The organism is Blautia sp. MSK.18.38 (assembly GCF_024460535.1).
GTDB classification, from domain to species: domain Bacteria; phylum Bacillota; class Clostridia; order Lachnospirales; family Lachnospiraceae; genus Blautia_A; species Blautia_A fusiformis.
Genome location: NZ_JANFYP010000004.1, coordinates 100,378 through 113,569 on the forward strand (window position 1 = coordinate 100,378; position 13,192 = coordinate 113,569).

The 13,192-nt window shown below is 47.3% G+C and carries 13 protein-coding genes; 1 reads left to right on the forward strand and 12 read right to left on the reverse strand.

Going from position 1 to position 13,192, the window contains the following annotated elements:
• The first annotated feature begins 22 nt into the window (after positions 1-22).
• A complete protein-coding gene (locus NE638_RS04150; protein WP_015526109.1) occupies positions 23-829 on the forward strand; it encodes a helix-turn-helix domain-containing protein in 807 nt (268 codons plus the stop codon).
• Positions 830-1,023: 194 nt separating this feature from the next.
• Here the strand turns inward: NE638_RS04150 and lgt are convergent, their stop codons facing one another.
• From lgt to def, 12 genes are all read right to left on the reverse strand, one after another.
• Positions 1,024-2,142, reverse strand: coding sequence for a prolipoprotein diacylglyceryl transferase (lgt, locus tag NE638_RS04155; protein ID WP_173745808.1), 1,119 nt, complete (start codon positions 2,140-2,142; stop codon positions 1,024-1,026).
• 56 nt (positions 2,143-2,198) lie between these two features.
• On the reverse strand, positions 2,199-3,296 hold the full coding sequence (ychF, locus tag NE638_RS04160) for a redox-regulated ATPase YchF (protein WP_022426886.1): 1,098 nt from the start codon (positions 3,294-3,296) through the stop codon (positions 2,199-2,201).
• A 145-nt stretch (positions 3,297-3,441) separates the two neighbouring features.
• Positions 3,442-4,116: a thiamine diphosphokinase gene (locus NE638_RS04165; protein WP_021651620.1), complete on the reverse strand. Its 675-nt coding sequence runs from the start codon at positions 4,114-4,116 to the stop codon at positions 3,442-3,444.
• A gap of 2 nt (positions 4,117-4,118) precedes the next feature.
• Positions 4,119-4,793 carry a ribulose-phosphate 3-epimerase gene (rpe, locus tag NE638_RS04170; RefSeq protein ID WP_015526113.1) on the reverse strand — a complete coding sequence of 225 codons (675 nt, stop codon included), beginning with the start codon at positions 4,791-4,793 and terminating at the stop codon, positions 4,119-4,121.
• Between the two features lie 3 nt (positions 4,794-4,796).
• A complete protein-coding gene (gene rsgA / locus NE638_RS04175; RefSeq protein ID WP_173733433.1) occupies positions 4,797-5,675 on the reverse strand; it encodes a ribosome small subunit-dependent GTPase A in 879 nt (292 codons plus the stop codon).
• Between the two features lie 2 nt (positions 5,676-5,677).
• A complete protein-coding gene (gene pknB, locus NE638_RS04180) occupies positions 5,678-7,903 on the reverse strand; it encodes a Stk1 family PASTA domain-containing Ser/Thr kinase (RefSeq protein ID WP_173733432.1) in 2,226 nt (741 codons plus the stop codon).
• Positions 7,897-8,643 (reverse strand): Stp1/IreP family PP2C-type Ser/Thr phosphatase, encoded by a 747-nt coding sequence (locus NE638_RS04185; protein WP_021651617.1) that lies wholly within the window; start codon positions 8,641-8,643, stop codon positions 7,897-7,899. The genes pknB and NE638_RS04185 overlap by 7 nt, the downstream gene beginning before the upstream one ends.
• Before the next feature lies 1 nt (position 8,644).
• Positions 8,645-9,685, reverse strand: a complete 1,041-nt coding sequence (rlmN, locus tag NE638_RS04190; protein WP_015526117.1) for a 23S rRNA (adenine(2503)-C(2))-methyltransferase RlmN — start codon at positions 9,683-9,685, stop codon at positions 8,645-8,647.
• 6 nt (positions 9,686-9,691) lie between these two features.
• Positions 9,692-11,044, reverse strand: a complete 1,353-nt coding sequence (rsmB, locus tag NE638_RS04195) for a 16S rRNA (cytosine(967)-C(5))-methyltransferase RsmB (RefSeq protein WP_044961572.1) — start codon at positions 11,042-11,044, stop codon at positions 9,692-9,694.
• Positions 11,040-11,747 carry a zinc metallopeptidase gene (locus NE638_RS04200; RefSeq protein WP_015526118.1) on the reverse strand — a complete coding sequence of 236 codons (708 nt, stop codon included), beginning with the start codon at positions 11,745-11,747 and terminating at the stop codon, positions 11,040-11,042. The genes rsmB and NE638_RS04200 overlap by 5 nt, the downstream gene beginning before the upstream one ends.
• A 6-nt stretch (positions 11,748-11,753) precedes the next feature.
• Positions 11,754-12,698 carry a methionyl-tRNA formyltransferase gene (fmt, locus tag NE638_RS04205; RefSeq protein ID WP_021651615.1) on the reverse strand — a complete coding sequence of 315 codons (945 nt, stop codon included), beginning with the start codon at positions 12,696-12,698 and terminating at the stop codon, positions 11,754-11,756.
• Positions 12,699-12,710: 12 nt separating this feature from the next.
• Positions 12,711-13,184 (reverse strand): peptide deformylase, encoded by a 474-nt coding sequence (gene def, locus NE638_RS04210; protein ID WP_021651614.1) that lies wholly within the window; start codon positions 13,182-13,184, stop codon positions 12,711-12,713.
• Between the last annotated feature and the right edge of the window lie 8 nt (positions 13,185-13,192).

Sequence of the window (13,192 nt, forward strand, 5' to 3'; positions counted from 1 at the left end):
CATTTAGAAACAGGTGAATATCATGTCGATCTATTTCAGAAACACTCCGGTCAGTGCTCCCTTCATGTTTGAATCTCTTGGGAACCACTGGAATCAGGTTAATATCTTCCGTCCGGACGGATATCCGTATTATCATTACCTCCAGACTGAAAAGGGTACCGGACGCATTGAAGTCCGTGGAAAATTTTATACTCTCGGAGCCAACGAGGGCATCCTCATCGCCCCCGGTGTCCCTCATTCCTATCACAGGGAGTCTACTTCCTGGACCACGATGTTTGCCACCTTCACAGGAACACTGGCAGGCAGCATTCCTTCCATGACAGACAACCAGGAAGTGATCCTTATCGAAAAGGAACAGGGAGCCAGTATCCGAAAAATGATTTCTTCTACCTTGCGTAAATATCATCAGCCCACACCGGATATGAAATCTCTTTCTTCCGACTGCTATAATTTTCTTATGAATTTTACAGACTGTGCAGCTTCTCCGAAGATACAGGATAATCCTCTCTACCAGAGATATGTGATCCCGGTAATAAAAGAAATCGAAACCGGTTATCAGCAGGATATCACTGCAGCGCAGCTGAGCCGGAGCGTTTTTGTCTCTCCGCAGTATCTTTCCCGTCTGTTCCGCCGTTTTATGGGCTGCTCGGTTTACGAGTACGTTACCATGTACCGCATCAGCCGCGCACGTGAGCTTCTGCTTTCCAGACCGGATATGAAGATCCAGGATGTTGCCGGCGCTTCCGGATTTTCCGATGCCAGCCACTTTATCGCCATGTTCCGTAAAGTCACAGGCACAACTCCTCTGGATTTCCGAAAGATGTACTGATATATTCCTACTGCACAGCACAAAAACTGCCCTGCCGGAAACGTCGTAGAAGACGTTTTCCTGCAGGGCAGTTTTCTGCTGCTCTTATCAGCCAAATGCCGGTATCCTATCCTATATTCTGATCCATCAGACAAAAGCATCTGTATCCTGTATCTGTTTGCTCTCAGTTTCCGTAATATAATTCCAGAATACGGTCAACTCTTTGGCTGGCCTCCAGATTCTTCAGAAGATCGCTCCTGCTCCTGATCTGGCTGTCCAGCTTCTTCCGTTCCTCCTGCAGCTGCTGCAAAAGTGACGCTTTCCGAAGAGCTTCCTCTTTCTTCTGTATCTCGTTCTGATCCATTTTTTTCTCCCTGTACAGTCTCTGTTTCCAGATTCTCTGCTACATTTTCCCGTTGCTGTTCCGCTTCTTTCTCTGCCTGCTGATCTTTCTCGATCCTTCTCATCCGTACTTTTGCCCGCTTTCTGGACATCACGCGTTTCACTGCAACTACCACGGTGCAAAGAACAAAAAGTATTACCGAGATCACCAGTGAAACATCCACGCCGGTTCCCGGAAACAGTATTTTATCTGTGCGGAACCACTGGATCACTACTCTTCCAAGACCATAGCCTGCCAGATATCTCAGAAAGATCTCTCCCTGAAATACTTTTTTGCGAAGCAGCATCATAAGCACCAAAAGCACAAGCAGACACCAGAGACTTTCATAGAAAAACAAGGGCTGTACCAAAATCCAGGTACCACCGTCCACGGTTTGAAGCTTTTCACGCATAGCCGTGGTGACCTCTCCTGCCCGTACCGCAGTCAGCGGCAGCTGCATGGAAAAAATGTTGTCTGCATATTCCCCGAAAGATTCTCTGTTAAAAAAGCTTCCCCACTTTCCTATTATCTGCCCGATCAGAAGTCCCATGCAGGCAAGATCTGCCATCTGCCAGAAGGATTTCTTTCGGATCCTGCAGTAGACCGCACCACCCAGCACACCGCCCAGAAGTCCGCCATAAAACATAAGTCCTCCGGACCGTATATTCAGAAGCTGTCCCGGATCATTTTTATAAAGGCTCCAGGAAAAAGCCGCATAAAGCAGCCTTGCCCCTGCCACACCGGAAAGCAGCGTTATGATGGCCAGATCCAGATATGCATCCGGATCTTCATGATTTCTTCTGGCTTCCAGTACCACAAAAAAGATTCCCAGAAGCATTCCTATCGCGATCAGGACGCCATAGATCGTGATCTCAAAGCCAAAGATCTCAAAGGATCTCGGCACATGATCCAAAACCAGATTTAATCCGGGAAACCGAATTGACATATCCATAAAATCACCTGTTATAATTTTTCAGCTTACAGCCGGTATTTCACAGACGTTGGTGATCACACGTTAAATCTGAATAAGATCACATCTCCGTCCTGTACAACGTACTCTTTTCCTTCCATACGTACAAGGCCCTTCTCTCTGGCACCTGCATAGGAACCGCAATCCAGAAGATCCTGATAATTCACAACCTCTGCTTTGATAAATCCACGTTCAAAGTCTGTGTGGATCTTACCTGCTGCCTGCGGTGCCTTGGTTCCGATCTTGATAGTCCATGCTCTTGTCTCATCCTCTCCTGCTGTCAGGAAACTCATAAGTCCAAGAAGGTGATAGCTTGCGCGCACCAGCTTCTCCAGGCCGGATTCTGTCAGTCCCAGATCCTCAAGGAACATCTTTCTCTCATCCTCATCCAGCTCGGAGATCTCCTCCTCGATCTGCGCACAGATCACAAATACCTCGCTGTTCTGTTTGGCAGCGTATTCACGTACTGCCTGTACATACTGATTGTTCGCCCCATCATCTGCGATATCATCCTCTGCAACGTTAGCCGCATAGATCACCGGTTTTGCAGTAAGAAGATTATAGGTTGCAAGCCATGCATCCTCATCTTCGTTCTCTGTTTCCAGAGTAATGGCAAGCTGTCCTTCTTCCAGATGCGCCTTTACTTTTTCAAGGAATGTAAGCTCTTTGGCAGCTTCCTTATCCATACGTGCAGTCTTGGTAACCTTGGCAATTCTTCTCTCGAGGATCTCAAGATCAGAGAAAACAAGCTCCAGATTAATAGTCTCGATATCGCGGAGCGGATCAATGCTTCCATCTACATGAACAACATTGGAATCCTCAAAGCAGCGTACCACGTGAACGATAGCATCTACCTCACGGATATTTGCAAGGAACTGGTTTCCAAGTCCCTCTCCTTTGGATGCGCCTTTTACAAGACCTGCAATATCGACGAATTCGATCACTGCCGGTGTTACTTTTTTTGATTTATAAAAATCTCCGAGAAGATTCAGTCTCTCATCCGGAACGGTTACAACCCCCACATTGGGGTCGATAGTACAGAACGGATAGTTTGCGGATTCTGCTCCGGCTTTTGTCAGTGAATTGAATAATGTACTTTTTCCTACGTTAGGAAGTCCTACGATACCTAATTTCATCTCTCTATATACATCCTTTCGATATATTTATTTACAGTATTTTTCAGATACTCTTTAAACAGGCCTTTCCGTTTTTCAGGCCATTCCTGTCCCATATTACCATACACAGCCTGAAATCGCAACTGTGAGGCATTTGTTGTTACTGTCAGTCCCTGGACATGATCATCAGAAGCTGCCCGCTTTCATACAGGATCTCTGCGGTTTCTTCCGAAATCTCATTGCTGACGGTCAGGCCACTGTCTTCTACTGTCAGATGATATCCGTTCAGCGGATACTTAAATCCCCTCAGAGTGAGGCCTGTCACATCACCTCCCACAGTAAAGAATGAAACATATTTTCCAAACTGCTCCTCTCTGTGCAGTATGGTTCCACTTTCTGCAAGTGTGATATAATTCCACTGATCTGCGATCGCAATACGAACGCCCTGTTCCTTACCCATGGAAAGCAGTCCCAGATTCGCCAGCACATGATCCAGCCTTGTGCCGGTAGCTCCCAGGATCAGGATATCCTTTGCACCCTTGCGGATCATCTGGTTTACCGCAGACTGTGTATCCGAATCATCCTTCTCTGGCTTCAGCCTGATGATCTCCGGTCCCTTCAGGCTTTCCATATATTTTTGGCCTTCTTCGGAAAGACTGTCAAAATCCCCAATTGCAAGATCCGGAATAAATTCCCGGTTTTTCATAAACCATTCCATCCCCTTATCTGCAGCAACAAGAGTGATTTTCTCTCCTCGGCTTTCTTCTATTCTTTTTTTTAAAAAATCGAGGGCAAAACCATTCTGGATATTGCCCCCGCTGATTATTATTGTATCGATCATTTTCAGTCCAGCTCTTTTTTGATATTGTGGATTTTTTCTGTAATGTGTCTTACATTGGCTGCCACATCGCCCTTAAATACCCAGGAACCTGCGACCATGAGGTTTGCACCGGCACGCATAACCGTCTCCAGTGTATCATCATTGATACCACCATCTACCTGGATATCAACATCCAGCTCTTCTTCATCAATAAGCTCACGAAGCTCCTGGATCTTTTCCGTGCATTCGTCCATGTATTTCTGTCCGCCAAATCCTGGCTGAACAGTCATTATCAGCACCATATCCACATCTTCAAGAAGATGGCTGATGTCATTTACCGGTGTGGATGGCTTGATCGAAACTGCCGCCTTTACCCCTGCTGCCCTGATCTGCTCCAGTGTACGCTCCAGATCCTCACATGCCTCCGCATGTACAGTAATGGAATCTGCTCCGCATTCTACAAAATCGCGGATATATCTTTCCGGTTCTGTTACCATCAAATGTACGTCGAAAAACATGTTGGATTCTTTCCGGATCGATTTGATCACCGGCATTCCAAAAGAAATGCTGGGAACAAAATCTCCATCCATAACATCAATATGCAGATATTCAACGCCTTCCTTTTCCAGAATTTTGATCTGTTCTCCCAGTCTGTTAAAATCTGCTGATAAGATCGACGGGCACAATCGGTATTCCATGACTCAGTATCTCCTTTTCTCTTTTAATTCCTGGTGCAGCTCCAGATAATCTTCATATCGGAGTCTGCTGATCTCATTGTTCTCAAGGGCTTCCTTAACAGCGCAGCCCGGTTCATGTATGTGACGGCACCCCTGAAAGCGGCACTGTCCTTCATATCTTCGGAACTCCGGAAAGTAATCCTTCAGTTCCTGCTCCTCCATATTTTCAATATATAAGGAGGAAAATCCCGGCGTATCCACAAGGAATGTATCCTGTGCCACCGGTATGATCTGTGCATGGCGCGTGGTATGTTTTCCCCGTTTCAGCTTACGGCTGATCTCACCGGTTTCCATCTCCACTTCTTCCTGAAGGGAATTTGTAAGAGAAGATTTTCCCACGCCGGATGGGCCGGCTACCACAGTTGTCCTGCCCTGAAGCACTTCTTCGATCTCGTCGAGTCCTTCTCCCTTCAGGGCACTTGACAGGATCACCTGATAGCCGCAGCTCTGGTATGTTTCATAGAGAAATTCCAGTTCTTCCGTTGTTGCCAGATCTTTTTTGTTAAAACAGATGACTACCGGAACACCTTCCCTCTCCATCATAATGAGGAAACGATCCAGAAGCATGAAGTTCGGCTTCGGATTATCCATGGCAAAGATCACCAGTGCCTGATCTACATTGGCCACAGCCGGACGGATCAGAGAATTCTTACGCTTGTGGATCTCCGTCACACTTCCCTCCAGTTCCTTTTCATCCAGAACTGCAATCTCCACATTGTCACCTACCAGAGGCTTGAATTTATCCTTACGGAAAATTCCCTTGGCTCTGCATTCATATGTATTGCCGTCTTCTGCATATACGTAGTAGAATCCGGCAATACCTTTGATTATCTTTCCCTGCATGATCACTCAGCTTTCTTGAATGTAACCGTGTAGGTTCCAAGCTGCTGATAATCCCCGTCTACCTCTTCATAGAGATAGATGGTTCCTGAGGTAACGCCCTCAGCACCTGAGATATCAAGCTGATACGGGAAGCTGATATTCTGTCCATCAATGATGGTGGATGCCTTAGGCTCACCGTTTACGTCCTGGATCAGTTCCAGACGGATCGCGCCTCCATTGTAGCCGGACGGGGTATCCAGTGTCTGTGTACATTTCCAGCCTGTGTTTGCATTGACATCTGCTGTAGATGTAGTTGTGGATACTGTGCTGTCCGCAGATGCTGTGCTGTCTGTAGATGCTGTACTGTCTGTAGATGCTGTACTATCTGCAGATGCTGCGCTGTCTGTGGATGGAGCCTTGTCACCGGAGCTGATGGTAATGCTGATCGGCTGATCCGGGTCTGCTGCCGCATAGGCTTCCGGATCCTGTGCGATAACTGTACCTGCAGCTTCTGTACTCTGCTGTTCTGTTATCTGGATATCAATAAATTTCCCTAAAGTAGTAAGCGCATCATCCTTGGTCATTCCTACAACACTCGGAACCTCAGCATTATCGCCATAATCAACCCCTCGACTGACTGTCAGTGTTACAGAAGAGCTTGCCTGCACAGAAGTACCTGCTGCCGGCTCGACATTGTAAACATATCCCGGATCTACCAGTGCATATCCGTTGTCATCTGTGTCGCTGTATTCTTTCTGGACATTTACCTGAAGTCCAAGATCTTCCAGAGTCTGCTGTGCATCGATTCCTGTACGTCCATCCAGATCCGGGATCGTAACCTGTGCTGTTCCGGTGCTTACCCAGTATTTCACAGTTGTATTGGCTTCAACCTGTGTTCCCGCCGCTGTCTCCTGACGGGAGATCCTGCCTTTTTCCTGATCGGATGCCTCCTCACCGGCCATCTGGACACCCAGATGTGCATCGTTTGCAAGTGTTTTAGCCTCTTCCTCTGTCTTGCCTACAAGATCAGGAACGGTTGCCAGACCGTCAGCTGCTGATTCCTGCTTCGCCTCTGCCTTGCTGCTGTCTGCAGCTCCGCTGCTGCCGGTTCCAAACAGTCCTGCGGCACGTCCAAGCACTACCACAAGAACGATCAGAAGGACTGCACCTCCGATCAGTGCCGCAATCGTCAGGCCTCTTCCGGAACCATGATGCTTCTTTTTCTTTCCGGATCTATGCTCGGATCTCGGTCTGTATTCTTCCTCTGCATCATCGTAATCGTTATCGTCGTATTTTTCTTCCTCAAGTGCGGTGATCTCCGGTTTTGTGATCTGCTTCGGTGTATGTTTGATCTCACCAAGCTCTTCTTCTGAGATCACAACCGTCTTGGCATCGTTGTCAACTGTAGTAAGCTTTACAAAATCACCCTGGGGATCGATCAGAGAATGCTTCAGGTCTGCGATCACATCCTCCATACGGCTGTAACGACGATCTACACTTTTCTGTGTACATTTCAGAATGATCTGCTCCAGACTGTACGGAAGGTCCGGTGTATAAACACTTGGCGGAACCATCTCTTCCTGCAGATGCTTGATAGCGATCGCCACAGTGGTATCTCCGTCAAAAGGAACTCTTCCTGTGACCATCTCATACAGTGTGATTCCAAGAGAATAGATATCGCTCTTCTCATCGCTGTATCCGCCTCTCACCTGCTCAGGTGAGCTGTAATGTACAGATCCCATTACATTGGAGCTGATCGTATTGGAAGATGCAGCTCTGGCAATTCCAAAGTCTGTCACCTTTACTTTACCATCTGTGGAAATAATGATATTCTGAGGTTTCACATCTCTGTGAACGATACCATGGCTGTGTGCCGCCTCCAGACCCATAGAAACCTGGATTGCGATACTTGTAGCCTCTTTAATGGAAAGCTTTCCCTTCTTGGAGATGTATTCCTTCAGAGTGATACCCTCGATCAGTTCCATAACAATGTAATAAACACCGCCGTCATCTCCTACGTCAAATACATTGACGATATTCGGATGTGTAAGACCAGCTGCCGCCTGGGCCTCACTTCTGAATTTCTTTATAAACGTGGTGTCTTCCCGAAACTCCGGTTTCAGGACCTTCACGGCAACAAAACGGTTCAGCTTATGGTCCATAGCCTTATAGACATCTGCCATTCCGCCAGTTCCGATTTTTCCTACGATCTCATAGCGCTCGGCTATGATCATTCCCGTCTTCAACATGCTTCCACCTCATTCGTGAATGGCTCTACCAGTACGACTGCAATATTATCCTTACCACCATTCTGATTTGCTTCCCGAAGGAGCGCACTGCCCTTCTGATCAATATCTGCTTCCGGATCGGATATGATCTCCTGGATCTTCTCATCTTCAACCATATTGCTGAGACCGTCTGAACACATCAGGATCGTACATCCTTTTTCAAGTTTCAGATCAAAGAAATCCACATCCACCGTTTTCTCCGCGCCAAGTGCCCTTGTAATGATGTTCTTATCTGGATGATTCCGTGCTTCCGCTTCGCTGATCTCGCCCATTCTCACCATTTCCTGTACCAGGGAATGATCTCTGGTGACCTGGCGGATTCCGTCCTGGATCACATATAAACGGCTGTCACCCACATTGGCTACATAGGCATACTGATCTACAATAGTCGCCACCACCATAGTGGTTCCCATGCCCCGGAGGTTTTCGTCTTCCTGCGCACGGTTTCTGATCTCCGTGTTCGCAGCTTCGATCGCATGACGAATAACCTTCACAGGATTGTAATCCGCATCTTCACGGATTTCATCCACAAGGATCCGTACTGCATGTGAGGATGCATAGTCACCGGCGTTATGTCCGCCCATTCCGTCCGCGACTGTGAAAAGATTAGGCAGATTTCCAACCGGACCTTCAGATGCAAACACGTAATCCTGATTCATCTTCCGCTTCTGCCCTACATCAGTAGCTGAGTATATCCTCATGTCACTTCTCGCTTTCTGTTTTTTCCATGTAACTTTTTCTTAGCTGTCCACAGGCACCGTCGATATCGCTGCCCATTTCCCTTCTAATAGTAACATTAATTCCGTATTTTTCAAGTTTTATTTTGAAATTCTCCACAGCCTGTCGAGTAGACCTCACATAGGAGCGTTCCTTGATGGGATTGACCGGAATCAGATTTACATGGCAATTGATGCCTTTTATACGGCCTGCCAGCTGTCTCGCATCTTCTTCACTGTCGTTGACGCCAGCTACAAGACTGTACTCAAAGGTGATCCTTCGGCCTGTTTTGTCAAAATAATTTCTGCAGGCATCCAGAACCTCATCCATGGAATACTTATTCGCGATCGGCATCAGTTCCTGTCGTTTTTCATCATTTGGAGCATGAAGGGAAAGTGCCAGAGTGATCTGAAGCTTTTCTTCAGCCAGATCATACATCTTCGGCACGATCCCACAGGTAGAAACCGTCACATTTCTCTGACTGATCCCAAGACCGTTTTCGTCGGTAAGGATCCGGACAAAACGGACAAGATTGTCATAATTATCCATCGGCTCACCGGTTCCCATCACAACTACATTGGCCACACGTTCGCCGGTATCTGCCTGGATACGGTAAATCTGATCCAGCATCTCGGACGGTTTCAGGCATCTGGTCAGTCCTCCGATGGTAGATGCACAGAATCTGCATCCCATACGGCAGCCCACCTGAGAAGAAATGCACACAGAATTTCCGTGGTGATACCGCATGAGAACACTCTCGATCACATTTCCATCTTCCAGCTGGAACAGATATTTTCTGGTTCCGTCAATTTTTGAGATCCTTACATCTGCCTGGGTCAGTGCTGTGATCGGATAAGCCGAAAGCTTTTCCCTGAGGCTTTTGGAAAGATTTGTCATTTCATCCCAGGAGGTAACCAGCTGCTGGTGGAGCCATGCATAGATCTGTTTCGCCCGGAAAGGCTTTTCACCGATCTTTGTCATGAATTCCTTCAATTCCTCCATGGTCATGGATTTTACATCTGTCATTTTCTGTTATTTCCTTCTGAATCTGGCAATAAAGAATCCATCTGTCTTATGTATTCCCGGCAGAAGCTGCAGATAGCCAAGCTTCGTGGATTTACAGTGCAGTTCCTCCGGAATATACGGATCCAGGCTTTCCAGCCGGTACGGATAATTCTTTAAAAACCATAATACATTTTCTTCGTTTTCTTCCCGGGCAATGGTACATGTGCTGAAGATCAGCGTTCCATCCGGTTTCACATACTTTGCAGCCTTATCCAGGATCATTCTCTGGAGCATTACGATCTCTTCCTGTTTCTGCGGAGTTGCCCGGTATTTGATTTCCGGTTTCTTGCCGATAACTCCATAACCGGAGCACGGTACATCCGCGATCACAATATCCGCAGCCTGTTCGGAATCCGGATCATATACCGTTGCATCCTGAACTCTGGCTTCCACATTGATCACTCCGGTCCTGTGGATGTTTTCTTTGATAAGATCTGCCTTATACTGACTTACATCTCTGGCATCCACATTTCCGTAATCCCCCATTTTGTCTGCCGCATGGATGCTTTTTCCACCTGGTGCAGCGCACATGTCGATGATATGGTCACCTTTTTTCGGACTTGCAGCTTCCGCTACAAGCATAGAGCTTACATCCTGCACCAGGATCTTTCCCTGAAGGAAGGTCTCAAGTGTCAAAATATGATTGTAATCGGAAATCTTCAGTGCATAGGGAAGATAAGGAGCCTGTTCTACTGTCACTCCCTGAGACTTCAAACTGGTGACGATCTCTCTCAGAGACGCCTTATGAGTACGGCACCGTACTGTGATCGGTCTTTCTGTCAGAAAATCCTCCAGGATCTTCTCCGTAGTCTTCACTCCGTAGGCTGCTTTCCATTTTTCTACCAGATATTCCGGCATGGAATATTTCACAGAAAGATAACGGACTTCGTTTTCTTCCCTGGAAGGAAGCTCCAGATCACCGATCTCTCTTGCGATCGTACGGAGCACCCCGTTGACAAAGGGCTTTAGATTATAAAAGCCTTTTCGCTGTGCCAGCTTTACCGCTTCATTGCATACTGCACTGTCCGGAACACTGTCCATAAATTTCAGCTGATATACCGCACTTCTCAGGATCTCACGGATCTGCGGTTTCATCTTGTTTACAGAAACCTTGGAAAAAGAATCGATGACATAATCAATATAGATCCTGTATTCCAGGGTTCCCTCACATACTCTTGTAATAAAGCTACGTTCCTGTTTCGGAAGAAACTGATATTTGGAAAGCGCATTCCGGATCGCAATATGGCTGTGCTCACCCTCCTCCTCGATCTGTAACAGGATCTCAAGGATCAGTTCTCTGGTATTTACTCCGCTGCTAATCACGATCTCTACCTCCTGCAAGGATAATCAGTCTCAGAAGCTGCAGAATAGATGCCGCCAGAGCTGCTACATAGGTAAGCGCTGCCGCTGTAAGTACTTTTCTTGCACCCTTTTTTTCATCTGCACCTAAGATACCTGTACTTTCCAGCATTTTAAGCGCTCTGGAAGACGCATTGATCTCAACCGGAAGTGTCACCAGCTGAAACAGTACTGCCAGTGAAAACAAAACAATTCCCAGAGTTACCAGCGGATCAATGGAAAAGATCAGTCCTGCGATAAACAGCGGCCATGAAAGCTGGGAACCAATATTTGCAGCAGGTACAATGGCTGAACGGATATTCAGTGGTGCATAATTGATCGCATCCTGGATCGCATGGCCACATTCATGTGCTGCCACCCCCACAGCCGCCAGAGAATTTCTTCCATAAATATCTTCTGAAAGGGAAACCGTTTTCGTTCTCGGATCATAGTGATCCGTAAGACTTCCGCGGATCGGAACCACCTGTACGTCTGTGATCCCAGCCGCTCTCAGGATCCTCTGTGCAGCTTCCGCACCGGTGATACCTGAATGACTCCGGACCTTTTTATAGACTGCAAAGGTACTGCGCAGCTTCGCGGATGCCGCAAGAGAAAGAAGCATTCCGATCACGAGCAAAAGAATCGTGGGGTCCATTCCCCATCCGTAATAACCATATCCGTACATAACTCATCACTCCCTGGAATCTCTGAACATGTCTCCTGGTTTCAACTGATATCCCCGAAGGAACGCATCCACTTCCATGCGTTTTTTGCCTTCCAGCTGCACTTCATGGAGCACGAGTACCTTCTGGCCGCATGCTACCTGGATTCCTCCTTTGTCAGCGGCTATCACAGTTCCCGGTGCTTCCTGTGCCTGTTTTTCCAGAACAGAGCTCTTCCAGACCTTCAATGTTTTTCCATTGATAAAGGTAAAAGCGCTTGGCCATGGATCAAGGCCTCTTACCAGACGCTCCAGTTCTTCCGCATTTTTGCTGAAATCCAGAAGCCCCATTTTTTTGGAGATCATGGCAGCATATGGTGTTGGACTCTCCTCCGGCTGTTTCTCGCGGATTGCAGTTCCGTCAAAAATGGACGGTAAAGTCTGTACCAGAAGCTCTGCACCTGCCTGTGCGAGCTTATCAAACAAGCTTCCACCTGTCTCATCTTTGGCAAGCGGAACCACGATCCTGGAAATCATATCACCGGTATCCAGACCGGTTCCCATCTGCATAATGGTAACGCCGGATTCTTTTTCACCGTCGATCACCGCCTGCTGGATCGGTGCAGCTCCACGATATTTAGGAAGCAGAGACGCATGGATATTGATACATCCGAATCTCGGCATATCCAGGATGCTCTTTGGAATGATCTGCCCGAATGCCGCAACAATGATGATGTCCGGTGCAAGATTTTTCAGTTCTTCCACAAATTCAGGATCTCTTACCTTCACCGGCTGCAGTACCGGGATCCCGTGTTTCAGTGCTTCTTCTTTTACAGGAGTAGGCATCATAGTTTTGCCTCTGCCCTTCGGTTTGTCCGGCTGTGTAATCACAGCCTCCACTTCATATCCGTTCTCTGCCAGTGCTGCAAGAGGCGCCACCGCAAAGTCCGGAGTTCCCATATAAATAATCTTCATAGTATCCCGCCTTTAGTCTTCTTCATCATAAGTTACCTTGTGAAGTTCTCCCTCCACAAGTTCTGTATACATTTTTCCATCCAGATGGTCAATCTCATGACAGAACGCTCTTGCCAGAAGGCCCTCTCCCTCGTAGATCTGTTCGTTCATATTTACATCAAGTGCTTTTACCTTCACATAGTTCGGACGTGTTACCTGTCCTGCCATTCCCGGAACGCTCAGGCATCCCTCGTCACCGGTCTGCTCGCCGCTTGTCTCAAGGATCTCCGGATTGATCAGCACGATCGGGCCCTCACCTACATCGATGACAACGATACGTTTCAGTATTCCTACCTGTGGTGCAGCGAGGCCAACACCCATTGCATCATACATGGTATCCAGCATATCTGTGATCAGTTCCCCGATCCTCGGTGTCATTTTGTCTACTGTCCGGGATTTTTTTGTCAGTACAGAATCCCCCTGTACACGGATTGTTCTAAGTGCCATTTTTCTTC

Excerpts from the sequence above, each read along its gene's own strand:
- NE638_RS04150 (WP_015526109.1), top strand. The coding sequence starts at position 23 with ATGTCGATCTATTTCAGAAACACTCCGGTCAGTGCTCCCTTCATGTTT.
- lgt (WP_173745808.1), bottom strand. The coding sequence starts at position 2,142 with ATGGATATGTCAATTCGGTTTCCCGGATTAAATCTGGTTTTGGATCAT.
- ychF (WP_022426886.1), bottom strand. The coding sequence starts at position 3,296 with ATGAAATTAGGTATCGTAGGACTTCCTAACGTAGGAAAAAGTACATTA.
- NE638_RS04165 (WP_021651620.1), bottom strand. The coding sequence starts at position 4,116 with ATGATCGATACAATAATAATCAGCGGGGGCAATATCCAGAATGGTTTT.
- rpe (WP_015526113.1), bottom strand. The coding sequence starts at position 4,793 with ATGGAATACCGATTGTGCCCGTCGATCTTATCAGCAGATTTTAACAGA.
- rsgA (WP_173733433.1), bottom strand. The coding sequence starts at position 5,675 with ATGCAGGGAAAGATAATCAAAGGTATTGCCGGATTCTACTACGTATAT.
- pknB (WP_173733432.1), bottom strand. The coding sequence starts at position 7,903 with ATGTTGAAGACGGGAATGATCATAGCCGAGCGCTATGAGATCGTAGGA.
- NE638_RS04185 (WP_021651617.1), bottom strand. The coding sequence starts at position 8,643 with ATGAGGATATACTCAGCTACTGATGTAGGGCAGAAGCGGAAGATGAAT.
- rlmN (WP_015526117.1), bottom strand. The coding sequence starts at position 9,685 with ATGACAGATGTAAAATCCATGACCATGGAGGAATTGAAGGAATTCATG.
- NE638_RS04200 (WP_015526118.1), bottom strand. The coding sequence starts at position 11,747 with ATGTACGGATATGGTTATTACGGATGGGGAATGGACCCCACGATTCTT.
- fmt (WP_021651615.1), bottom strand. The coding sequence starts at position 12,698 with ATGAAGATTATTTATATGGGAACTCCGGACTTTGCGGTGGCGCCTCTT.
- def (WP_021651614.1), bottom strand. The coding sequence starts at position 13,184 with ATGGCACTTAGAACAATCCGTGTACAGGGGGATTCTGTACTGACAAAA.